Source organism: Xenorhabdus indica (assembly GCF_014467235.1).
GTDB classification, from domain to species: Bacteria; Pseudomonadota; Gammaproteobacteria; order Enterobacterales; family Enterobacteriaceae; genus Xenorhabdus; species Xenorhabdus indica.
In genome coordinates, this window is record NZ_NKHP01000028.1 from 25973 (window position 1) to 49886 (window position 23914).

The window sequence follows — 23914 nt, forward strand, 5'->3', positions numbered from 1 at the left end:
GGAGAGATGAATGCTGGTATTTTCAACCAAAAAGGCCACCGAAACCGGAAACCTTGAAGCCAACCAAATGCAGTTCCGTGAACTCGAAGCGGCCCGTAATGCTTCGGCACAGGCCGTGGCTGACTTTTTTGCCCGTACCCGCTGGCGGGGGGATGCCGCTAACACGCCGGAGCTGAATGCGGTCAATGCCATTGACGATATTCGCCGTCTGTATCGCACGTATGATCAGACCGTACTGGCAGAGTTTGAGCCGAATACGGAATTCACTTTGTTGAATGACCTGATGCCACTGTCTCGTTCGGTACGTCTGGAAGAGTCGGTGTATGAGTATGCGCGTACCGGTGGCAAAGGCTGGGCACATACCTCCATGAGCGGTCAGATTGGTGCGGCACTGGATGCGCGGACGTATTCCTTTGATGGCACGATGGTGCCTATCCATGATTCCGGCTTCAAATTCCAGTGGCGTGACCCGATTTTCAACAAAGGTTCGGCGCTGGCATCACTGGCCGATGCGCAACGCGGTTCGGTTGAGAATGTCCGCCGTCAGTATATGGATTACGTCTTTAACGGCTTCCGTGATGAAGAGGGCAACTACATTCAGTTTGACGGCAAGACGTGGAAGGGCCTGAAAGCCGATGAACGTGTGGGTATGGTGGATCTGGGCGCAGGTGGCCTGAATATCGACTTTACCCAAGCCGAGGCAAAATCGATCCGCGAAGGGGCCATTGCCCTGCGTGACACTTTGCGCCTGAAAAACAACATGTACGCCGAACAGACGTGGTATGTCTCCGGTAACATTCTGTCTCACTGGGAGAAGATTTACTTTGACGTGAATTCAACCCGTACCGTACTGGAAGAAGTGCAGAAGCTGACCGGCATCAAAGCCATCAAAGAAGACTTCGAGCTGAAAGGTAATGAAATCATGGTGGTGCCGCTGGGCGCGGGTGTGATTGCCCCTATCGTCGGGCAGGCATTCGGTACCGTTGCCGATCCGCGTCCACATTACAACTCTGACTATGTGTGGCGCACATGGGGTGCGGCAGGCCTGATGGTCAAGACCGATATCAACAACCAGCACGGCATCTTATTCGCGAAAGGGTAAGGAACAGTTATGGCATTAGTTAAAGTGATTGCGGGTAATCTGTTTTCGGGGGCCAGTCTCCAGAATCTGGTGGTGGGTGATAAGGTCGAGGTGGATCAGGCGACGGCGCAGCGTTGGGCACAGATTGGATTGGTCGAATTGCTTGAAGACCGGATGTTTGAGGTGGCTACACCCCACCATCCTCCTGAGTCTGACCCAGAAAAACCACCCAAAGTCAAAGGGAAGAAGGATAAACCCGATGGTGACGATAACGCTGAATGACATCAGGCCGATGATCGCCGAGCTGGGGTTTACTCTGCCTGATCCCGTACTCGAACTGCTGTTGGATCAGGTTAATGCAACCGCCGGATGCATGGCGACTCAGGGTTATGCTGAACAGTTGCAAAAGTTACTGCTTATCTATGCTGCTGTGCGTCTGGCCTCCCTGTCCGGGGCACGAAAAATTGCCTCACAGAGTACGCCTTCTGGCGCTTCCCGCTCATTTACTTATGATTCCTCTGGCACGGATTACCTGCTCAAACAGATTAAAGCGTGGGATACGTCCGGCTGTTTGGCTGGCTTACCGCTGGAAAGTCAATCGGTCGGCTTCTTTGATGTGGTGGGGTAATCATGGCAAGTAATTCAAATTGGGCTTATACCGCCCCTTGTACCTTCTGGAAGCGATTGGAAACGGATGAATACGGAAGTCCGCTTGGTTATGCAACGCCGAAAATCATCTGGTGTGATTATCAGGGGGGCCTGTCCAACAAAATGTCAGGCACTGGTGCTGAACTGGTTGCCAAAAACACCTTCTGGACGGAGTTTGCTGATGCGTCCATCGGGGATTATATCCTGATTGGTGAATCTTCCGATCCGAATCCCATTACAGCAGGCGCTGATGAAATCAAACATCTTGTTCGTTATGCGGATACATTCGAACGTCTGGCCGATGATTATGCGCTAGTGACCGGAGTCTGATATGGGCGTCAAAGTCATCGGTATTCGTGAAGCACAATCCCGACTCAATGCACTAATCGGCGATATCCGGGGGCGCAAAGTAGTTCGCGCTGTGTATAAGGCTCTGTATATCGGCAGTACGCAGGCGGCGCTTTATACCCCGATTGATACGTCCACGCTGATTAATTCCCAGTTCCGTGATGTGAGCTTTGAGGGGGTCCGGCTCACCGGGCGGGTGGGCTATTCGGCAAACTACGCCGTCTATGTTCATGATCCGAATGTGAAGCAGGATTTTCGCCGGGCAACCGCGAAGAAAGCGTTCCTGAAACAGGGCTTTGATGAGATGAGAGGGGAAATAGATAACGCGGTCGCACAGGAGCTGAAACTATGATGGCCTTTGAACAATTCCGCCATTATCTGGCAAAAGCGGGGTTGGTTGATGGATTCAAAATCCAGATGCTCAACTGGATTGAGCAAAAAGGCGATGGCGGTCAGACACCCTATATGGTCTTTCAGCCAGCCGGGGGAACCGGTCGGCTGGATGATTTAGGGGCGGATGACCATGTGCAGGTCATTCTGGTCAGCGGGCAGAATCATCCCCAGCCGGTTATCCAGCGCGCACAGGCTATCCTGAATTATGTCGCGGCGCATCCTGATGATGATGACCTGAACGGAGTCTTTAATCTGGGTGGCCTGACAACCCCTATTCCCACCCAAGAGAACCGGTACGTTATCCGGCTACTCTTTCGCTGCACATCCTAATCAGGTCACCTCGCGTGGCCTTTTTTATTTTTATTATAAGAGGTTATTCATATGGCAAATTGCCCGGTAGAGACCAATAAACTGATTGGTCGTCATGCCATTATTCGTATTGCTAAAGGGTGTCCTGACACCGCGCCGAAGCAAGCCGCTTTTTTACGGCTTGGAGCGCTGACCACCAAATCTTTCGACCTGTCACCCAATACCCTGACGTCTGAAGCCGATGATTCAAAAGGGCTGGTAGAAAGTGTCGTCACCAGTATGGACTTAACCATCAGCTTTGATGGGGAGTACCGCAAACAGGATAAAAAAGACGATTTCGGCCCGTTGCGGCTGTTGAAGGAAATCCCACAGGAAGTGCAGGCCGGTCGTCAGCCCGCTTACTGGGTGCAGATGGACTTCACTGGTGACAATGCCTTCGTTTTACAGGGCTATATGGTGTTTACCTCCTGGTCATCTCAGTTCGGCGCGAATGAAATTGCCACCTATTCCGGCGAGTTGAAGGTCAGTGATGCGGATTCGGTGGACTGGTTGATTGAAGAAGCGGTCACAAAACCGCAAACAGTCGGGTGATCGTCATTACTGGCTATTACAAAGGGGGGCTTGCGAGCGCCCTTGATAATATTCAGGAGGATTTATGACACCCATGCTTGAAATCGGAGAGATGGTGATCTCCACGGAGAAAAAAGATTTTTCCCTGTCTCCCTCATTCGCCGCCATGACCCGCCTGGGCACACCCCGGCAGATTGTGGAGGCTTACACGTTACTTAACGGGGCAGAAGCTCAGGCGCTGATTCAACGGGCTATGCTGGCTTACGGCACGATCCCCGACTGGCTGGTTGCGTTAATGCATAAGCCCGTATTTGGTCGCGCTGTCCTGTCAACCGCGATGCGGGTCATACAGGCCTGTTGTGACGAGGATGTTGACGACCTGACTGGCGAGTGGCATCCCGGACAGCGAGGCATTGTTTATCGTCCGGGCAGCCTGCCCATTAAGGATATTATCCTGATTGCCAAAGAGTTGATCACGCACGGTGTGATTGGCAAGGTGAAACTGCGAAAACTTCAGCGTCATGAAGGCACGGAAACCTATTCCGACCAATTTAACGCGATTGAATATATCAATGCGGCGCGGACACATTTCAGTATGTCACGCGGGGAAGCGGAACGGTTAACCATGACTGAGTTTCAGATGATACTGAAAGCAAAATTCCCGGATGAAAAAGGCTTTACCCGTGAAGAATACGATGCCGTGATGGAGGCGGATGATAAGCGGACCCATGATCTGCTCAGTGGCAAACGAAGATTAGTGAGTATAAAGTAGTCAAAAGCTGGAGTTACATAACAATTTGAAAAGTCAGAAATTGTTGCGGTGGCGAATGTCAATTTTCAGATAGAACTCATTGGGTTATGGGTTATTTTCGACATTGGAAAGAGGAAAATGACAACTATATGAGTATAAATAGTTGAATATTCTAGGTGCGTCCCAGTTTTAAATTGACGTTCTTTACAAAAAGTGACAGTTACGTAATTAATAGCGTCCTATTGAAATGATAAGGTCCCCGACTATAGCCGTAGTCAGGGACCTCTAAATTGCCCAGTATTTATTAGGAATCCAAGCGTGACCATTGTAGCAGTTAAGGAAGCCCGCCAAACAATCAACGTTCCATTTTATGGCGCAGATCTTTTTATCGTTTATTACAACAACAAGCCATATGTGCCGATGAAACTCATTACCGAAGGAATGGGCCTCAACTGGACTTCGCAATTCACGAAGCTGAAAACACGCTTTCAGGAAAGTATGGTGAAAATCACGATACCAACAAAACATGGGTTAAGGGCGATGAGCTGCCTTGCTCTGGATGAACTTGCTGACTGGTTAGCCTGCATTAACCCCAACAAAGTGAAAGCCTCCGCCAGAGAGAACGTTATTTGGTATCAGGAAGAGTGCTATGAGGTGCTTGGTATTTACTGGGCGATGCATGAGGCGAAGAGGAAAGAGCAGGTGAGACAGCAGTCGCTGAATTTCAGGTATCTCATTAAGGTGGAAGTCTACGATCATCATTTCAAGAAAACGAACACCTTTACAGGTGGAGCGAATACCACTGAAGGTATTGTTAACGGCATTGCCCGGCAATATGGATATTACATCGAAAACATGATTTCACTACCAGCGCGCATGCTTTGATTTCAAGCCAAGGATGGCTAAGACCCGAAACAAGTTGATACTTTTTAATACAATTCGATGGTTAAATAAACAATCTTCATATGCCCTTGGCTATTGAACCATAGGTTCAAACGGTCTAATATTACTGCAAGGAATATTTATCAATGAGCTAAATATTGACCGCCTGTTTTAGGTGACTGGGCTTGAGGGGAGCATATGCCACAAAGATTGATACATCCTGAAAAGGTTAATGAAGTTTTTGCTCACTTGAACGAATGCTCAGATAATCGTGCTCTGTACACATCTTTGATGGTTGGAGAAGATATCACGGGTCAAATAAAAGGGTTGTCTTTTTCTCCTGGCTATCGCATGGTTCGGGTTGATAATCGATTGACAGGCAAGATTAGCCAATCTCATTTTGAGTTAGCGCTAATAAACGATATATCAAAAGAGGTGGCTTATTACAATCGAGTGGTCATACAGCCTGACGTTGTATTAAATTGCCGCCCTGTAACTCAAATTCTCGTTTGGCGTATTAGAACACCTCAGCATCGAGCGGTTCTACGTGATTTAGCTGGTAAAGTGTTCTTTGATTACTTACTGGAACGCTATAACGTAATAGTATCTGACATGAATCAGACTAATGACGGCGTGGCTTTTTGGCAAGACCGAATGTATGACGCTCTGATGTATAATTTGCATGTTTACGCCTATGACATGATAACTTGCGAATTGCACAAGATTGAGACTCAAGATGATGTTAGCCGACAAGAAATGTGGCTATGGGGCGATCCCGAACACCACCAAAACCGATTGGCCATCATATCTAAAATAGTATTACCGAATAATTAACTCATCCGCATATCTTTTCATTCTTAATGCCACTTAATCGTGGCATTTTGCGTTGTTTTTCTCTAACTGACTGGTATCATGCGTGAAATTTAATGATGAGGGATTATGATGAAAATAATACCAATAATTACTTTGGTAGGTTTTATATATGCTATGCCATCGTTTGCTAATGATTGCATTGGTGATGGAATATATCAGGTGTGCACCAAGTCAAGCCAAAACATGCAAGGGGATGATGTTATTCAGTCATATGACTCAGAAGGTAATTCATACTCTATAACATCGGGATCAAGGGAGAATAGTGACGGCTCATCCGAGGTGTTTTCTGTTGATAGTGAGGGGAATAAATTTTCAATTAAAAGCTGGTGTGATTCTTCTGGTTGCCATACTAAGGATAGTGACGGTAATACTTGTACTGTAACCATGTCTGGCGAAATGGTTGGTTGTTAAGGGTAGGAAATGATAAAGAAAATACTGGCAAGTATTATTGTTATAGTTATTGCGCTTTCGGTATTTGCATATAACAAAATAACCATTTTCGCTGTTCAACCAATAGGTGCTTTACCTGATGGTGCTACAGTTGTTATGTGGAAAAAAGATGGCATGCGTTTTTTCGAGAGTCCAGATGGAATGTGTATACAAAAAACTGGTGGTGTAAGTCTGCTTTGCAGAATGGCAGCATTAGGTAATGGCATTGATAAAGATGAAATTATATTTAGATTACCATACATAGAATATGTGTATCTTCAATCAACAGATGGACGACGGTTTGGTAGGTAGGAAACGCAATGAGAAAGTTATTATTTTTACGCGATGCTCGACTTTAGAGGTGAGTTGAAATGACATAGCCGCTCCTTTATAACTTTAAGTCGCCAAACTGAGAGAAATAAAGGAATAAAGGCTATGTCACAGCAAGATTTTATCATTCGGGTGTTTTGTTGGATAGACGATAATTTAACGGCGTTACAGCAAGGCACACGACTGAGGAACCGGGGAATCCCTCCTAAGCTAAGTGATGCGGAAGTCATCACAATGGAAGTAGTCGGTGAATTCTTAGGATTTTCAACGGATAAAGGAATTTGGGCGTATTTTTGTGACCACTGGCGCGAATGGTTTCCGGGACTGGGTTCACGGGCCAATTTTGCCAAACAAACCTCGAATCTTTGGGTTGTCAAACAAAAACTGCAAGAAAAGCTGGCGAGATTATTGGGCGCATTCGACAGGTCGGTACATATTATCGACGGATTTCCGCTGCCAGTCTGTGGATTCAAAAGAGTTAAGGGGAGCGCTAATTTCAAAGGGCAAGCCGATTATGGGTACTGTGCCGCCAAGAACGAAACTTACTACGGCTTTAAGGGGCATTTGATGATAGATGAAACCGGCGTAGTGACGGGAATAACATTGACACCGGCCAATGGCAGTGAACGTGAAGCCGCCTGGGATTTAGTGGCGCCGATAAAAAGCTATTTGCTCGGTGATAAGGGGTATTTAGGCATTGAATTTAAAGAATAAATGAATAAATCGGGTATTGAAATGATTACGCCAGTGCGTGCCAATATGGATGATCCCGTCCCCAAAGAAACGAGAAAGCGTATTAATGCCAAACGCCGTCTAATTAAAACCGTGATAGGTCAACTTGCCGGACAATTTGCTATCGAGAAGTGTTGGGCGCGGGATCTATGGCACTTGAGTAATCGAATAGCCAGAAAACTGCTTTCTCATACATTGGGCATTTTTGCGAATTTTAAACAAGGAAAAACACAACGCGATTGGCTTCAACAAGTCAACGTTATAGGATGTTAAAGTCGAGCATCGCGTTATTATTTATTATAATAATTGACCATAACCATATCATCACTAACTAATCATAACCTCGCTTTGGCGAGGTTTTCTTTTTTCAGGGGCTAGAAAATGGCAGAGCGTCGCGTAGGTAATATCGTTTATCAGGTGCAAATGGATGTAGCACAACTGCTGACAGCACAGCATCAGGTAAATTCCCGGCTTGGGCAATTGGAGCAACGTTTTAATCAAACAGGACGGGCGGTTAATGGGGCAGAAAAGGCAATATTGAGTCTATCAAGGGCTGCCACTGCGGTAACAGCGGCATTATCTGTCGAGAAAATAGCCAGTTATGCTGATGCATGGGTTGTGGTTAATAACAAACTGGTTAATGCCGTCAAAGCAAATGAAACGCTGGCGGAAGTCACTGAGCGTGTATTCAACATCGCACAGAACTCCCGCGCTAGTCTGGATTCGACAGCAGCGCTATACGGTCGCCTTGAAAGAGCCACTCGTAGTTATGGTATGTCGGCTGATGATGTGGCGAAATTAACTGAAACGGTAGCAAAAGGTCTGGTGGTCTCAGGGGCAACCGCTGCGGAATCATCAAGCGTCATGATCCAGTTCTCACAGGCGATGGCATCTGGTGTTCTGCGTGGTGAAGAATTTAACTCCATGTCTGAGAACGGAAGCCGTCTAATTGTAGCATTGAGTGATCACCTCGGGATTAACATTGGTCAGCTAAGGAAGATGGCGGCGGAGGGGAAATTAACGTCTACGGTCGTAGCTCAGGCTTTTCTAGCTCAGGCCGGAACTATCGCTAAAGAATTTGATAAAACCTCAGCGACCATGAGCCAGTCAATGGAAATGGCGGCTAACAATATGACTCGGTTCTTTGGTCAATCAACCACGGTTCAGACAGCACTCAAAGTGTTTAATAGCACTTTAGTTACGGTCAGTGAAAATATGGATCTTGTTGCTGGTGCTGCGACTGCTCTGGCTGTTGTTATGGGTTCAAGGATGGTTAGCGCGATGGCATTAGCAGCGAGCGAAAAGATAAAAAACGTTAGGAGTGCTATAGCGTTAGCGCAAGCTAATAAAGCAGAAGCGCAAAGCGCACTCTATGCCGCAGAAATGACGCTGAGAAAAGCAGCGCTGGATAAAGAGGCTGCATTGTCTGCTCTACGTGTTGCTGAGGCTGAATATGCAGCAGCAAAGGGAACTGATGCAGCTACAGCAGCACTTGCCAGATTAACCGCCGCTCGCTCCACAGCAACGACAGCAACAGTCGCATATGGAACCGCACAAAATGCAGTCACTGCCGCTCAAACAGGGTTCGCAGCCGCCGCAAGAGGCGCTACTATTGCAATGAATGGGCTCAAAGCAGCTATGTCATTTTTAGGTGGGCCACTTGGTGTAGTTATGTTGGCAGCGGCAGCGCTTTATTATTTCCATCAACAAGCAGAAGAATCGAAGAATGAGGCCAAAGATTTATCTCACACGGTCGAGAGTTTGACTGGCAACTTAAAGGAATTAAGTAAGGCCAAACTTGAATCGAATAAAGTCGAATTAGAAAGAAAGCTAATTGAACAGCGTGAACAGGTAAAAAAACAGGAAACAAAAGTAAGTGGTCTTCAATGGGATGTAGATCACAATGGTGGTTTTATTTATTCAAAAAGATCTGAGGAGGAAATGAATAAGCTCAAGGGGGACTTAGCTATAGCTCAGGGGCAACTTGAGGATATGAAAACGGTCGAGAGCAATTACGAAAAAGCCATTGCTCTAACCAGTAAAGCTCTTGCTGAAAACACAAAGCTGACCAATGAAAACGCTGATGCCAACAAAAACAGAAGTGGAGATGTTGATCAGGCATCTGATAAAGCGGCTGATTTTATCACAAAGCTCAAGCAAGAAAATGAATTACTCAGAACTAAAAAGGGATTAGAACGAGACTTAAAAGCCGCAGAGTTCAAAGCTGATGAACTGGGAGCCAGCTCAGGGCAAAAAGAAGATTTAAAGGCTTCAATCAAAGAAAACATAAAGCTCAAAGAGGCTGAAAAACAACGTGAAGATGCCGCCAGAGAAGCGGAAAACGCAGCGAAAAAGGCAGCCGATGAAGCTAAACGGCGGTCAGATGAGATTACCGCAGCACTCAAACGTCAGCGTGACGAAATCGACCGACTCAAAACAGGCTACGAAGAAGGCAGTCTGGCAATGGCTAAATATGATGCTGTTAAAGCCATGCCAGAAGGTTCGGGTGAAGCATTGCTTGAAAAAGTCAGAAGAAACGCCGAAGAAAAGTACTATCTTGAAAAGGATTATGAAGCTCGAAAATGGATGCTTGAGCAAGACGATTTAGTGAAATCCAAGCAGGCAATGGATGAAGAACTTGCACATTTAATCAGTGTCCAAAAGCAAGGTTTGATTGAAATAGAAGAGTTCAAGAAACGCGAGCAAGAGATAAAAGAACGTTATCAGAATAAGCAAACGGAAGATGAAATTAACAAAAAAGTGGATTCATCCGTGGGCATTAATGAAGGAATGATGGGTAAAGTAGACCCTATCCAGCAACTCCAGAATGAATACACGCAAAAAATGGCGTTATTGGATGCTTATAACGCCCATGATATCGGTGAACACGAAAGAATACTGCAGCTTAAATCCGAACTTACCCGTAAATTCAATGATGACATGACCAACGCCCAATGGGAGCAATGGAAAGGTCAGAATGAAATGTATCAATTTCTGGGGGATTCGCTTGAAGCACTGGGCCAGCGTTCCGCCAATACCATCACCGGGCTGTTAACCGGCACTCAATCCGCCAATGATGCCATGCGTAATCTTGCTCTTACCATCACCAATGAAGCGGTCTCCGCATTGGTTCAGATGGGAATGCAGCAAATCAAGAACATGATTATCGGCAAGGCGGCTAATACGGCGGCGGCGGCATCGGCAGTTGCCACAGGGGCGACAATTACTACGGCAATGGCCCCGGCTGCAGCGGCGAGTAGTGTCGCGACAATGGGCACAGCCGCGACAGTCGGTATGGCAGCCATGACAGCGGCTGTGCCTGCCATGATTGCCTTACTGGGGGCGCGTAAGAATGGCGGGCCGGTCAGCCCGAACGGGGCATACCGAATTGGAGAAAATAATAAGCCGGAGATATTCAAAGCTAATAACGGTCACCAGTACATGATACCGGGTGACAGGGGTAAGGTGGTCAGTAACCGGGAAATGGGTAAGGGTGGCGGTGGCACTTCTGTTGGCAGTATTAATATTTCCTTTAATGTCCAGACGCAGGGAAACTTCACTGAGCAGGATGCACGAATGATGTCAGGGATGGTGAGAAAGACCATTTATGATGTTCTTACAGATGAGAGCAGGCCGGGTGGCATGCTGAATCAGTAGTGTACTGATAACGAGTCATTGCGTCATAAAGCCCCTGTTATTCATTGATCTACACCTTTCCGTCGCTGCATCAATTCACTAAGCATCATTGCCTGATGATTATATAAACACAAATATAAGTATTTATTTCTATATATAAGTTTTTATTGACTTATATAAGTCTTTTAACTTATAATTAAACCATCCTGAAAACGGAGATGCTCTTTAAAAATAGGGGAAATGATGGTCAAAGTGATTTGGTCTAAAGCAGCAACCAAGCAGCTAATTCGGATCGATACCCGATATCAGAAAGCAATCAAAAATAAAGTTGATCAGCTTACAGGTTTTCCGCTTGTAGATTTGGATATCAGAAAATTAACGGGGACAGAAGCGCAATACAGATTGAGAGTGGGTGACTACCGAATTTTGTTTGAGCTTTCGGGTAAAGAGCCGAAGATTTTAGAGGTGCAGGAAGTTAAGCGAAGACAAACAAATACATATTGACTGGCGTGGCGGGGATCTCCCGCCTGCTTTTTCCTCTATTCATGTCAGGGTCAACACACTATTGGAGATAATATGGCTGGTATCCAGTTTATTACAGATGAGAACGGCAACAAGCAAGCGGTAGTGCTGCCTATTGCAGAGTATGAGCGCTTACTGGCTGCGGTGGATCGTGATGAAGATTATGTCAGTATCCCTTACACCAAAGGCCCTCATGATGATGAAACCATCCCGCATGAAGTCATCAGCATCATGGTTGATGAAAAAGTTACCCTCCATGCGGCATGGCGTATCTATCGTGGTTTGTCACAAACAGAAGTAGCGGAAAAATTGGGTGTAAAGCAAGCCGCTGTTTCCCAGTTTGAAAAAGCAGAACGCCCCCGTCAGGTCACATTAGAAAAACTGGCGGCACTTTATGAATGCAGGCCAACACAGTTAACACTGGATTAACCGCAATCCCTTTCTATGGGACGCGTAATGACACAAACCCGCTTCGGCGGGTTTTTTTATAGGTGAAATATGACAAAACCAGAATTTATCTGGCGACCACAGGATAACTATGAGGTCAGCCATGAACCGCGTGTCAAAGTGATTAAGTTTGGTGACGGCTACGAGCAGCGCATTAAAGACGGCATCAATAACCAGTTAAAACGCTACCAGCTTAGCTTTGTCGGGAGTGCGGAAACTGGACGTTCAATTGATGCGTTCTTACGGGAACGGGGCGCGGTGGAATCCTTTACATGGCGAAGTAGTGACGATAATCAACTGCGCACGTTTGTGTGCCGCGCGTGGACAGTCAACCGTCATCGGGTGCGATGGTCTGTCAGTTGCGTGTTTGAGGAGGTAGTGGCGTGAGGGACATTCCAAAAGAGATGCGGATTGAGGTTACAGAACTGGCTCAGAACGCCATTCTTAATCTGTATGCGATAGATTTAACAGCCTTTGGTGGCGATATCTACCGTTTCCATGATGGTATGAATGGGCGATTACAGCCGGTTATCTGGCAAGGTATGCGCTATGAGCCGTATCCGGTGGAGGTGACCGGATTTGAAATGAGTGGCAAAGGCCCCAGCTCCCGACCGAAAATGGTTTTTGCCAATATTAACGGGTTCATTACGGCAATAAATCAGGATTTCAATGATGCGTTAGGTGCGGTAGTGACACGCCATCAAGTACCTGAGATTTATCTGGATGCGGTGAATTTTCCCAATGGTAACCCACAGGCCGATCCAACACGTGAGGCGGTGAGCAAATACCTGATAGAACAGAAGCAGGATGCGAACGCGGATTTCGTGACCTATATTCTGGCTTTACCCAGTGAAACCGACGGGGCGCTCATTCCGGCGCGGGTGATTCAGGCGGATATCTGTTGCTGGCAGTACCGTTCCGCCGATTGTGGCTATGATGGCCCACCCGTGGCAGATGAAAAAGACCAGCCCACCACTCATCCCTTGAAAGACCGCTGCTCAAAGAAATACAGTGGTTGCACGCTGCGTTATCCCCGTCCTTTGTCCATGCCCTTTGGCGGCTTTTTAGGCGCGAACAAGTTAGGTTAATCATGATTGAAGAAGACATTATCGCCCACGCGAAAGCGGAAGGGGTGAAGGAATCGTGTGGCTTGATTTCAGGTAGCCGCTATTTCCCATGCCGTAATATTTCACCGGAGCCTGAGAACTACTTCGAAATTAACCCCGATGACTGGATAACAGCAGAGTGTTTTGCCGATATTGAGGTCATTGTTCACAGTCACCCAAATGGCAAGCCTCGCCTAAGTACCAGAGATAGGGAACAACAAATCAGAACGGGATTGCCGTGGTGGCTGGCCTGTGGTGATCGGGTGCATAAATTCCGCCCTGTTCCACGGTTATTGGGTCGGGAATTTATTCACGGTGTGCAGGATTGCTATTCGCTGATCCGGGATGCCTATCATCTGGCGGGTATCGAATTAGACGATATCGAGCGTGACGATGCGTGGTGGAACGCGGGGCAGAATCTTTACCTCGATAACTGCTTAAGTCAGGGCTTTGAGCAAGCAGATGAAATTCAGCCCGGCGACATCATTCTTATTTGTCTGGGGAGTCAAACCCCCTGTCACGGGGCTATCTATATCGGTAATCAGCAAATCCTACACCATCGACCAGACCGTATTAGCAAACGCGATATTTATGACGGTTTTTGGCTCAGATATACACATTCAATATGGAGGCATAAACAATGGTCAAGCTCCAGCTTGGAGGCCATCTTAGAAGATTTGGCCGTCGCTATGAGTTAGAGGTGCGTGACGCGGCAGAAGCAGTCAGGTGCCTGTGTTATCAGTTAAACGGGTTCCAGCAGGCGCTGGCTGACGGGCACATCCGCATTCGCATTGCCGGGCGGGATATGACAGCGCAATCCATTCCGGCAGGCATGAATCACCCGCTGAATGATGGCGATACCGTGACGATTGTGCCGGTAGTCAGAGGGGCAGGCGGAAATAGTGCGGGGATAGGGATGGCGGTGCTGGGCGTGGTCGCCGTTGCTGCCGCGTTCTATACGGGCGGTGCGTCGATTGGCATGTGGAGTGCCTATACGGCAGGGCTGGCGATGGCGGGGGTTGCGCTGCTGGCGGCTGGGATGGCAACCATGTTGACCAAAATGCCGGATAGCCCAGAGATGGGATCCAGCAAAACCGAGGGCAACCGCTATTTCAGTTCACTGGAAAACCGTATCGGGCAGGGTTATCCGGTGCCCATTGCTTACGGTGAGCTGGTTGTAGGGTCGAACGTGATTTCTCAGGGTCTGGAGACAGAATAATGGCAAAAGGTGGCGGCAAGGGCAGTACCCCGAAATTGCTGGATGATAATCTGAAGAATAAGCAGTTTCTGAACATTGTTGATCTGATTAGTGAAGGGCAAATCGAAGGACCCGTCGGTGGCCTGCATGGATTCAGAATTAACGGGACGCCTGTTGTTGATAAAAGTGGCCATCCCAATATTCATGGTGTCACTGTCCAGTGGCGAGCAGGAACGCAATCTCAGGAACCGTTAAGCGATTACCCGTTTGTCGAAAGTGAAATTCCGGTCGGTGTCGAAGTGAAGAAAGAGACACCTGTTCTGAGGTCGGTATCGAACCGGGATGTGGATCGGGTCAGGTTTACCGTGGGGGTCAGTCAGCTTGTACAGACCGATAACAAAGGCAATCAGAGCAATACCTCAGTGCAATTGGCTATTGATGTGAATGACGGCTCCGGCTGGTACAACGCCAAGTTTGTGCATATTGGCCCGGCCAAAATCAGCGGGCAATATTTGGAATCCCACACCATTGAGGCCCCCAGGAAAAAGCCTTTCCAGATCCGGGTATCCCGTTTAACGGATGACAGCAAAAGTGACCAGCTTCGCAATGGGACGATCTGGGCCAGTTATACCGAAATGACCGATACCCTGATGAGCTACCCCAACAGTGCCGTGGTGGGTATGCGCATTGACCGCTCACAGTTTGCCGATACCCCCAAACGCACCTATCACATTAGGGGCATGATTGTGCAGGTGCCGGATAACTATGATCCTGAAACGCGTGAGTACAAAGGCGTCTGGACAGGGCGTTTTAAGCCTGCTTACACCAATAATCCTGCATGGATATTCTACGACCTGGTGACCAATACCCGTTATGGTATCGGGAAGCTGATGGGATCTTTTGGTTGTGACAAATTCGCCCTCTATGCCATCGCACAATATTGTGACCAGCTTGTGCCTGATGGATTGGGGGGGACTGAACCCCGCTTTACCTGTAATGCTTACATCGCCACCCAACGTAAGGCACGGGATGTACTGGATGATCTGGCTTCTGTTTTTCGGGGGATGCAGGTCTGGAACGGCTTGCAACTGACCTGCTTTCAGGACAGGCCCTCAGATCCGGTCTGGACATTTACCCAGGCCAACGTGGTTGAGGGGAAATTTAACTACAGTGCGGCAGCAAAGAAAGCCCGGCATACGGTTATCGAAGTCACATGGACTAACCCGGATAACGGCTGGAAAGAAGAGCGGGAACTGATTCAGGATGATGCACTGGTTGATCGCTTGGGGCTGAATGTCAAAAAGGTGACGGCTTTTGGTTGCACCAGCCGAGGGCAGGCGCATCGGGTGGGTAGATGGATAATCGAAACCGAGAAGCTCGAAACGGATTCCGTCGCGTTCAGTACTGGCCGGGAAGGGATCAACTGCATACCGGGTGATATTGTTGAAATTGCCGATAATACTTTCGCCGCCGCCCGTATTGGCGGGCGTGTGCTTTCCTTCGCCGGTAAGGAAGTGCGTCTTGATGCATCCGCGGCGTTCTCGCAAAGGGAATCAGGCTATTTCTCCTATATGGGCAGTGAAGGGAAGTTTGTTCGGGTGGAGATTGAAACGGTCGACGGTGATGTGATTACCTTAAAAGAGGCCCCTGTGGGATTGCGGCAATGGGGCGTGTTTTCCATTTCCAAGCGATCACTCGTGACACGGCTGTTCAGGGTGATGAGCATTAGCGAAGACACGAAAACCGGTAATTACAATTTCACCTGCATTCAGCATGAACCGCAAAAAGAGGCGATTGTGGATAACGGCGTCGATTTTCAGGGCAATCCTACCACACAAAACGTGATCCGCCTTCCCAATATTGAGCGCCTGAGCATAGCCTATATTCTCGATAGTTCGCAGGTACAAGCCCGTGCCATGTGGGCGACGACCACAGTCAACCGGGCTATCACCTTTGATGTGACGGTCTATCGTGACAATAAAGTGGTCTCACAGGGTAATACCCCAGAGCTGGAGTATTATTTCCATGGATTGGATTCGGGCGTGTATCAGGTCGGCGTTCGCGCCCGTGATAACAGCGGGATGCTGGGAGATGAGTCCAGGGTACAGATGGTGATTGGTGCGCCAAGTGCCCCGTCTGTCATCAATATTGAACCCGGTTTTTTTGAGCTGAAAGCCATTCCACATATCAGCGCCCCTAAGACACTGGAGACGCAATTTGAATTCTGGTTTTCAGAAAAGCCGATCACCAATATCAATGACGTCGAAGCCAGGGCCGATTTTCTCGGTATTGCCAAATTCTGGACAAAAGGGCAACTGAGAGCCGGAACAGCTTACTGGTTCTATGTCCGCAGTATCAACGAATTCGGTAAATCGCATTTTGTCGAAGCGGAGGGCAAGCCCGATGATAACGCAAAAGAAATATTAGACATTACCGGTAAGCAATTTTTGTCCTCTGAAAGCGGGAAACGTCTGGCAGAGAAAATGGATGTTAACAGCGAGAAAACAACGGAACTGGAACGCCGTGCACGGGAGTTAGGCAATAAGGCCCTCAACCTTGAGCAGCAAATTGGCGATGTAGCGGAAGGGGTGATGACCAACACCCATTTCAGCACCCAGATCAGCCATCACCTGCAGGAAGAGGTGCGTGACCGCAAAGCGGATATCACCCGTCTTGAACAGGTACAGGCGGATGATCAGAAGGCCCACGCCAAGTTTCAGGAACAAATCAGTGCTGAAGTGGCGGATAACCGGGCAGCGGTGCTGGAGGTTCGAGAATCACAGGCCACACAAGAAGAGGCCGTTGCGAAAGAAATCAGTCAGGTTAAGGCCAGCCTGCAAACAACTGACAATAATTTACAGGATGTGGTTGGGCGAGTCACCCAGAACACCGACGCGATTGCCAGCGCAACCGATGCTCAGGCGCAGTTTGAACAGACTACCCGTGCTCAGTTTGAAGCGCAACGCAGTAACATCAGTAAGATGGAAAAGACCGTCACGGAGGCTGAAAGTGCAATAGCAGAAGCCCTGATGCAAACCTCAGCCCAGTTCAATTCATTCAATGACCGACAGCGCGAATCAGAAGCCCGGATTGTACACGTTGAGAAAGCCGTGGCAACGGAGACGAACGCCCGTGCCGAAATGGGTAACCAGATAAACACCCGACTGAAAGACGCAGAATCTGCCCTTGTGGAGGTTAAAAAGACCCAGACCGAAACCGACAAGGCGTTGGTCAACAGCCAGACACAATTGCGCGCTGAAATCCAGAAAGGGGATACGCAGTTACAGGCAGACATTGATCAGCAGGCGAGTCAGTTATCCGCCATCAACAGCACGTTCAATGAACAGAAAACCGCGATTGCTGACCTTGAGAAAACCTCAGCGGCATTACGGCAAACTCAGCAAAGCCAGTATGCATCGCAACAGGCCCAAATCACCCACCTGAATGACACGTTAAGCCATCAGGAACGTTCACAAGCGGAAGCTACCCTGCAACTGGCGGCACAGACCAGTGAATCCGCCGGGGAGCAGCGGCAGATAAAGGCGGCAATCAGCCGGATAGATAAGGTACTGACGGATGAGCGTCAGGCGTTTGCCCAGTCCATTGAAACCCTGACGGCAAAGGTGGGCGAGAACGTCGCTGCCCTGGAAGAAAAAGCGACGGCGGTCTTTGATATCGACGGTAATGGGTATGCCATCAGGGATATCGGGGCGGGGGTGAAATATAAAGGACAGCTCTATAAAGCCGGGATGGTGATTGGTGCGGAAGTGAAAAATGGTCAGGTCATCACCAATATTGGTTTTACTGCGGAGAATTTCGGCTGGTTTAATCCGGCCAGTGGAAAAATGGAGCCGTTCATGATGTCAAAAAACGGTCAGTTGTTTATCCGTGATGCTTTTATAGACACAGCAACAATCCAGAGCTTAATGGTAGGCCTGAATATCCAATCAACCAACTACGTACCGAATCAAAGCGGGTTCAAAATGGATGCAACTACTGGATTCTTTGAGATGAACGGGGGTAATGGACAGGCAGGCATTAATATCAAACCTAACGGTATCCAGCTCAAGGATAGTCAGGGACGAGTCAGAATAGAAATGGTGGTGGAATAATGAGCGGGGTTAAATTTAAGGTCTATCACGATCACGGCGGTTATGTAGACCTGCTGGCGGGGATCGGCGTGTTTATCGGCTCCGTGACAGTGGACAGTTTTTTCAACTCGTGGCGTATTCCCGATGAGTATCTTTCTCAGCGACAGAATATCGCGCCTGTGGCGACAATAACATCCAATTACCCGGAAAGTGTGGGCGGGCGTTATCCTGCCCCGCTCAACATTCGGGTATCGGGGGATAAGGTCATATGGGATTTTGAATCCAGTTACAGTACTCATGTCGCCACGACAATTAACGTGTTTATGAGGTACTAATATGCGAGGCATACTGCGGGTGGACGGCAAGGAGCTAGGCGTTTCAAATAGCCAGTGTATGGTGTTGGAAACGGTCATCGAAGCTGACACATCAGTGAGAGACCAATGGGGGATGTGCATAATGAAAAATCGCCTCTCATCCCCAAAGGGTGCGGATTATGTTTTTTTCTGCACACCTAAAAACCCAAATGATTATTGCATGGCGGAAGTTTTTTATCATGACGGCGTGCTGATGTGCGATGAGTATTGCAAAATCTACGCCTACAGAAGGATAAATCACCATGACAAGGTCAGGGGAACGGGGGTGAATATCTATAACGATCAGGGCGGCTTATTTTATTCCTCTTCCGTCCTCCCGCTCCAGATAACTCAAATTATCGACGTCAGCGGTGAGGTGATGAAAATGGATCCTGACTGGGTAGACGGTGAGCCAGTCTACTCTCATGCGGTAGTCCATCCCGTTGAACCTGGGTCAATGGTTTCGGCGACAACGTGTGCCCAGCATAGAATCGACCTGTACAACATGGTTTTTTGTCCCAACATATCCAACCGATACAACTACGTAAAAGTTCTTCCTCATTTTCACGGTCAGTCCGCTCACGGCGGGGATACCTACACGAATTATTGGGTCAGGATATGTCATCACATCATCATCGCGAAAGACCCATTTTACAAACAATAAGGAAATTACAATGCTCTATTCACAAGGCACTATCTCTACCGTGTCCGGCTCGGCTATTGTCCGCGGCACCGACACCAAGTTTAAAGACAACCTGAACGGTATTGCGCCGGGGCAGGTGATCATCATCCAGTCCGGCAGCAGTAATTTATTGCATATGATACAGGCGGTAAATTCCGATACCGAACTGGTACTGGCGGATAAAGTTAAAGTGACGCTGAATAACGTGACTTATCAGATCCAGACGACTGTGCCTAACTCTATTTCTGATGGTGTCCGGCATATGTGTGCCATTAACAGCAATATCATTCAGTTTCTCCAGAATATGGATAAGTGGATGAGCCAGAATGGGGCGGTGGAAGTGACGTTGCCGAATGGGCAGACGGTGTCGTTGCAGTCGATAAAAGCGCTGCAAGCGGCGATGGAGGAAAAGCTGGATAAATCCCAGAACGGGGCAGATATTCCGAATAAAGTAGAGTTTGTGAAGAATATTGATGCCTATCCAAAAACTGGAGGGATCATTAATGGTGAGGTTTATGCTGATAAATACTGGTCTAAAACTGCTTTGAATCTTGGGGAAGGGGACTGGGGGACGTATCATGGCATGCGCTTAGGTGGGGTAGATGCAGCTGGATTTGAGGGAAATAACCTTGAAATTTGCTCATGGTATGGCATTGGTTTTTACTCAGCATTGAATAAAAAAACTAATATCTATTTGGACGTACGTGATGGTCATATTGTGACAAAAGGAAATGTTAATAGTAATCAACTTGTCGCGAACTCATTGGTATTAGGTAGTGGTAGTCTTAACGTTGGCACTATGGATAACGCTGGTTTTGAGGGTAACAATATAGAGATCCGTTCATGGTTTGGGGTTGGCTTTTATTCAACAGCGGCTAACCAAACGAGTATTTTTTTCGACGTCCGTACTGGAGATATGGCAACCAGAGGAACGATTCGAGCCGGTAATGGCGTTGTGCTCTCTTTAGGGCAAAACTGTCATCAAGATGGCAGTGGGTATATAAGACCCAGTTCCCCTATTCTCCAAATCTACCCGACCGGCAAATTCACCACCAACGACGAATCCGAAGGCGCGACCGTCTCCAAACTCGGCCTCGGTCATTATCAGGTCACGGGCGTACTGGGCTATAACGCCGATGGCGCCTGGGGGGTGCATGGTGGTATCTCCTCCCCTAAAAACAACAACGGGCTGGAACTCATCTACATTGATGACAAGGTGAACAAAGACGGCAGCATCACGATTGAAACCTTCCACCGTCAGCATGCGCACTTGCCTGAACGGTTCCAGAACAAGCGAATCAAAGCCATTGTCGACGGGGAAAAGGTTTACTATCAGGACGGTGAACCCTGTGATCTTCCCGAAGGCTGTCGGTTAGATGTGCGTGTCCAGATGCCGGCGGATTCGGTGTGGAATTTGAAGCAGAAGGCAGCAGAGGTTGCTACTGATATTGACCAGCCTGAATAGATGGAGTAAGGACAGGGGCAATAGCCCCTGATGTGTGCACTGATACCTTAGGTTTATTGACCCTGCTTCCGATTTTATCTAATTATTATCAGGCCATATTTTACTGTAATAGTAAAAATCTCATTAAAATCCAATTACAATCCACATTGCAGTTCCTGCAGAACCTGTACGATATAGAGTGCCACCTGACGTTGTTATATCTTGAATAGAGGTATTTCCGTCATTATTGCCATTTGTAGGATCCATTGTGGATATTGACAATACAGCATTCGGAAATTTCTGCGGCCATTTTATAGGTATCCCATCATTAATTCTCTCACTTGATCTACCCCATTGTATGATTAAACCTGTATCTCCACACTGCCACCAACCATTTTCAGTCAATAGTGCTGTGTTCTTGACTCGAGTTAGCGCTTCCGTTAAACCAATGTTTTTCACAAACTCTTTTTTATCAGGAACATCTGCCCCATTCTGGTTTTTCTCCAAATAGAGATCAGAATGATTGTTCAGGGCGTTTTGATTGGCAGTATTAGCCAAATCATATGCGTTTTTAACAGCTTTAGAGGTTGCGACGGTTACCTCGCTGTTACTGTCTGTCTCATTACTTAGTGTGACAAATCCTGGTTCTGTCTGAGTTGCATATGGGTGATTACGGCTTTTGGCATGCTCTTCTATCGCGTCTTTGATTGAATCTTTGACATATTCCGGTGTTGTAACGGTAACAAGGCCATCATCGTCTAGGGCGATTATTTCAGGTTTTTTATCTTGCATAGTTATTCCCTCATTTAATCAACAATACACATTGCTAAGTAACATGAAGGCGGTGGGAGACTTCTCCGCCGGTGAACATCAATAAAATGGTTCATCAATATTGGAGAGTACGGCTTGATTACTATTTGATAGGTTGCATATTTTGTTGGCAGGATGACATAAAATGGCAGGTGGGGAATTAACAAAGTTTATTAGATAATTAATGAAAATTGATGAACTTTTCATCTTTGACTGATTGATATTTTTTATTTTCGGCTACGTGTTAGGTTATAAATTAGTTATGACGGATGGCTTAAGTTATGAATAGTAATGAAGATTATGTCAGTATCCCTTATACCAAAGGTGCTAATGACGGTGAAACGATTCCTCATGAAGTCATTAGCACTAATCATTGGGCGCATGACCAACTACGAGGATTACCACTAATGAAGATGTTTAACCCCCCTCACCCCAGTGAGGTCATCGCTGATGCTTTAGAAGAGTTGAGCTTAGGTATCCATGTCTTGCCAGGGCATTAGATGTTGCTCCTTCTACAGCGCAGCGTCTTGTGACCTGTAAAGCCTCTGTCACGCCAGAAATGGCAGTGAAATTGCGGTTCTTGGTAGTAGCCCTCGGCTTTGGTTGAAGTTACAAGAATCTTACAGTCTTGATAAAGCTGAAAAAACCGTGGATGTTTCAAAATTAACTCCATTATTTACGCCAGTGAACTATTAGTAAATGTAAGCCGCATGATGCGGCTTTTTTTAACTGTTGCGTCGATAGCCGAAATCAAGCTGGAAACCACAGGCTTTTGCATAATTTACCAGTGTACTTAAAGTTGGGTTGCTTTTTCCTTTTTCCAGCCGGGAAATGTTACTTTCTTTAGTCCCCATTCGATCAGCCACTTGTTGTTGGGTTAGCTTCGCCTCAGTACGCATACTCAACAATGTGTTGATGAGTTCAAACTCATCATTTAACTCATCATAAGCCTGTTTCACTTCTGGGTCTTGTAATGCTTTAGCTTTAAGGGCTTGTAGTTGACTCATTTTTTCACCTCTTTCATACGGCTTTTGGCTAAGTCTAGATCTTTCTTAGGTGTTTTTTGGCTCTTCTTAACAAAAGCATGGAGAATGTAGATATGCGAACCATCAAGGTAACAGAATAAGCCTCTACCAATTCCTTCCTGAGCTTTTGCTCGTACCTCAAACAAGCCATTACCCATAGGTTCAGTATGTGGAGATCCAAGGTTAGCGCCATGTTGTTCCATTAATTCGAGCAGTTTTAGCATTCTTGCTTGAATTTTAGGAGGCATATCCAGAATGCTATCCATTACTCCGTGGTAAAAATCAATATTCCAGCTCATGTCTGCCTTTTTGTATTTATCATATATGATAGATGTTCAGGGTTCAATCTTGGCTTATCATTTATGATAAGATTTGACTTATCGTATATGATAGATTGCATTGAGTCAACTGAGTGATGAAAACACTTGGTATGAAATAGGGATCGCTGCATCATGTTGTTTATAGATTGGCTTAAATCACTGTGTCGTTTTTGTGTCTCTGCTAACGACACACTGACGACAACCAAAGACATTGAAAGGCAATGAACGACACAAAACGCGATGCGAGCAAGGATAAATCTTTATATTTCAATGTGATATTTAACGGTCTACTTTCTTCTAAGCCGTAGGTCACAGGTTCTAATCCTGTAGGGCGTACCATCCTTTAATATCTTAACGTCTTCCTAAGTCTACAAAATCCCATTAAATACATAGTATTGTCCTTTTTTCCTTCTCCCGTAGTCTAGTCAGGTATGTTGAAATCTATGATCTTATAGGGGTATATTTAGGGGTACGTTCAGGTTCAATGAAGTGAGATACCCCCATGAAGTTAACAGCCCGACAAGTGGACACTGCAAAGCCGAAAGAAAAACCCTACAAACTTGCAGATGGTGGCGGACTCTATCTATTGGTTAACCCTAATGGCTCTCGCTATTGGCGGTTAAAGTATCGGATTGCAGGCAAAGAAAAATTGCTTGCATTAGGGGTATATCCTGAAATCTCCCTCGCCGAAGCTCGAACCAAGAGAAATGATGCGCGGCAGACGCTATCGGATGGTCATGATCCGATAGAAGAAAAGAGAGCAGAAAAAGCCGCCAAAGTATTTGCGGTCAGCAATAGTTTTGAATCCATCGCTATTGAGTGGCATGAGTATAAGCGCCCAAACTGGTCAAAAGGCTATGCCGAAGACATTCTGGAATATCTGAAAAAAGATATCTTCCCGTATATTGGTAAACGTGCTGTTACCGAGATTAAA

At 47.0% G+C, this 23914-nt stretch carries 27 protein-coding genes and 2 pseudogenes; 26 read left to right on the top strand and 3 right to left on the bottom strand.

The genetic code is table 11. The features are described from left to right. The first annotated feature begins 10 nt into the window (after positions 1-10). The 24 genes and pseudogenes from Xind_RS17150 (at position 11) to Xind_RS17270 (ending at position 20846) form a co-directional block, all read left to right on the top strand. Positions 11-1102 (top strand): major capsid protein, encoded by a 1092-nt coding sequence (locus tag Xind_RS17150; RefSeq protein ID WP_187650581.1) that lies wholly within the window; start codon positions 11-13, stop codon positions 1100-1102. A 9-nt stretch (positions 1103-1111) separates the two neighbouring features. Continuing rightward, complete coding sequence (locus Xind_RS17155; protein ID WP_187650611.1) at positions 1112-1363, top strand: hypothetical protein; 252 nt, start codon at positions 1112-1114, stop codon at positions 1361-1363. Continuing rightward, complete coding sequence (locus Xind_RS17160; RefSeq protein WP_246432587.1) at positions 1341-1709, top strand: DUF7370 family protein; 369 nt, start codon at positions 1341-1343, stop codon at positions 1707-1709. Before Xind_RS17155 ends, Xind_RS17160 begins: the two co-directional genes overlap by 23 nt. Before the next feature lie 2 nt (positions 1710-1711). Further along, complete coding sequence (locus Xind_RS17165; RefSeq protein ID WP_187650582.1) at positions 1712-2059, top strand: hypothetical protein; 348 nt, start codon at positions 1712-1714, stop codon at positions 2057-2059. Between the two features lies 1 nt (position 2060). Next, positions 2061-2429: an HK97 gp10 family phage protein gene (locus tag Xind_RS17170; RefSeq protein ID WP_187650583.1), complete on the top strand. Its 369-nt coding sequence runs from the start codon at positions 2061-2063 to the stop codon at positions 2427-2429. Then, positions 2426-2800 carry a phage tail termination protein gene (locus Xind_RS17175; RefSeq protein WP_187650584.1) on the top strand — a complete coding sequence of 125 codons (375 nt, stop codon included), beginning with the start codon at positions 2426-2428 and terminating at the stop codon, positions 2798-2800. Before Xind_RS17170 ends, Xind_RS17175 begins: the two co-directional genes overlap by 4 nt. Before the next feature lie 51 nt (positions 2801-2851). Continuing rightward, on the top strand, positions 2852-3370 hold the full coding sequence (locus Xind_RS17180; RefSeq protein WP_246432588.1) for a hypothetical protein: 519 nt from the start codon (positions 2852-2854) through the stop codon (positions 3368-3370). Positions 3371-3434: 64 nt separating this feature from the next. Further along, a complete protein-coding gene (locus Xind_RS17185) occupies positions 3435-4121 on the top strand; it encodes a DUF6246 family protein (RefSeq protein ID WP_187650585.1) in 687 nt (228 codons plus the stop codon). A 297-nt stretch (positions 4122-4418) separates the two neighbouring features. Continuing rightward, on the top strand, positions 4419-4985 hold the full coding sequence (locus Xind_RS17190) for a phage antirepressor N-terminal domain-containing protein (RefSeq protein WP_187650586.1): 567 nt from the start codon (positions 4419-4421) through the stop codon (positions 4983-4985). A 195-nt stretch (positions 4986-5180) separates the two neighbouring features. Next, a complete protein-coding gene (locus Xind_RS17195) occupies positions 5181-5816 on the top strand; it encodes a hypothetical protein (protein ID WP_187650587.1) in 636 nt (211 codons plus the stop codon). A 105-nt stretch (positions 5817-5921) separates the two neighbouring features. After that, positions 5922-6266: a hypothetical protein gene (locus tag Xind_RS17200; RefSeq protein WP_246432589.1), complete on the top strand. Its 345-nt coding sequence runs from the start codon at positions 5922-5924 to the stop codon at positions 6264-6266. 9 nt (positions 6267-6275) lie between these two features. Further along, complete coding sequence (locus tag Xind_RS17205) at positions 6276-6596, top strand: hypothetical protein (protein ID WP_187650588.1); 321 nt, start codon at positions 6276-6278, stop codon at positions 6594-6596. Positions 6597-6719: 123 nt separating this feature from the next. After that, a pseudogene (locus tag Xind_RS17210) lies at positions 6720-7619 on the top strand (IS982 family transposase). 108 nt (positions 7620-7727) lie between these two features. Then, positions 7728-11003: a tape measure protein gene (locus Xind_RS17215; protein WP_187650589.1), complete on the top strand. Its 3276-nt coding sequence runs from the start codon at positions 7728-7730 to the stop codon at positions 11001-11003. 222 nt (positions 11004-11225) lie between these two features. Next, on the top strand, positions 11226-11486 hold the full coding sequence (locus Xind_RS17220; RefSeq protein WP_187650608.1) for a type II toxin-antitoxin system RelE family toxin: 261 nt from the start codon (positions 11226-11228) through the stop codon (positions 11484-11486). Between the two features lie 72 nt (positions 11487-11558). Continuing rightward, a complete protein-coding gene (locus Xind_RS17225; RefSeq protein WP_187650590.1) occupies positions 11559-11933 on the top strand; it encodes a helix-turn-helix domain-containing protein in 375 nt (124 codons plus the stop codon). Between the two features lie 69 nt (positions 11934-12002). Further along, entirely contained in the window at positions 12003-12338 is a 336-nt protein-coding gene (locus tag Xind_RS17230) for a phage tail protein (RefSeq protein ID WP_187650591.1), read from the top strand. Beyond that, complete coding sequence (locus tag Xind_RS17235) at positions 12335-13039, top strand: phage minor tail protein L (RefSeq protein ID WP_187650592.1); 705 nt, start codon at positions 12335-12337, stop codon at positions 13037-13039. The genes Xind_RS17230 and Xind_RS17235 overlap by 4 nt, the downstream gene beginning before the upstream one ends. 2 nt (positions 13040-13041) lie before the next feature. Next, a complete protein-coding gene (locus Xind_RS17240; protein WP_187650593.1) occupies positions 13042-13755 on the top strand; it encodes a C40 family peptidase in 714 nt (237 codons plus the stop codon). A gap of 2 nt (positions 13756-13757) precedes the next feature. Next, complete coding sequence (locus Xind_RS17245; protein WP_338114364.1) at positions 13758-14276, top strand: tail assembly protein; 519 nt, start codon at positions 13758-13760, stop codon at positions 14274-14276. Next, positions 14276-18367, top strand: a complete 4092-nt coding sequence (locus tag Xind_RS17250) for a TipJ family phage tail tip protein (protein ID WP_246432593.1) — start codon at positions 14276-14278, stop codon at positions 18365-18367. The genes Xind_RS17245 and Xind_RS17250 overlap by 1 nt, the downstream gene beginning before the upstream one ends. Continuing rightward, positions 18367-18681, top strand: a complete 315-nt coding sequence (locus Xind_RS17260) for a hypothetical protein (RefSeq protein WP_187650595.1) — start codon at positions 18367-18369, stop codon at positions 18679-18681. The genes Xind_RS17250 and Xind_RS17260 overlap by 1 nt, the downstream gene beginning before the upstream one ends. Position 18682: 1 nt before the next feature. Further along, positions 18683-19363, top strand: coding sequence for a hypothetical protein (locus Xind_RS17265; RefSeq protein WP_187650596.1), 681 nt, complete (start codon positions 18683-18685; stop codon positions 19361-19363). 10 nt (positions 19364-19373) lie between these two features. Further along, the gene (locus Xind_RS17270) at positions 19374-20846 is read left to right on the top strand and encodes a phage tail fiber protein (protein ID WP_187650597.1); all 1473 of its coding nucleotides are present in this window, start codon (positions 19374-19376) and stop codon (positions 20844-20846) included. Between the two features lie 123 nt (positions 20847-20969). Here the strand turns inward: Xind_RS17270 and Xind_RS17275 are convergent, their stop codons facing one another. Continuing rightward, positions 20970-21617: a tail fiber protein gene (locus Xind_RS17275; protein WP_187650598.1), complete on the bottom strand. Its 648-nt coding sequence runs from the start codon at positions 21615-21617 to the stop codon at positions 20970-20972. 425 nt (positions 21618-22042) lie between these two features. On the opposite strand from Xind_RS17275, the pseudogene Xind_RS17280 reads away from it, so the two are divergent. After that, a pseudogene (locus Xind_RS17280) lies at positions 22043-22331 on the top strand (HigA family addiction module antitoxin). A 29-nt stretch (positions 22332-22360) separates the two neighbouring features. On the opposite strand, the gene Xind_RS17285 reads toward Xind_RS17280, so the two are convergent. Both Xind_RS17285 and Xind_RS17290 read right to left on the bottom strand, forming a co-directional pair. After that, on the bottom strand, positions 22361-22642 hold the full coding sequence (locus Xind_RS17285; protein WP_187650599.1) for a helix-turn-helix domain-containing protein: 282 nt from the start codon (positions 22640-22642) through the stop codon (positions 22361-22363). Continuing rightward, a complete protein-coding gene (locus tag Xind_RS17290) occupies positions 22639-22959 on the bottom strand; it encodes a type II toxin-antitoxin system RelE/ParE family toxin (protein ID WP_187650600.1) in 321 nt (106 codons plus the stop codon). The genes Xind_RS17285 and Xind_RS17290 overlap by 4 nt, the downstream gene beginning before the upstream one ends. Positions 22960-23482: 523 nt before the next feature. Here Xind_RS17290 and Xind_RS17295 point away from each other — a divergent pair. Next, positions 23483-23914: tyrosine-type recombinase/integrase (locus Xind_RS17295; RefSeq protein WP_187650601.1), on the top strand; the 432-nt coding region annotated here is incomplete at its 3' end.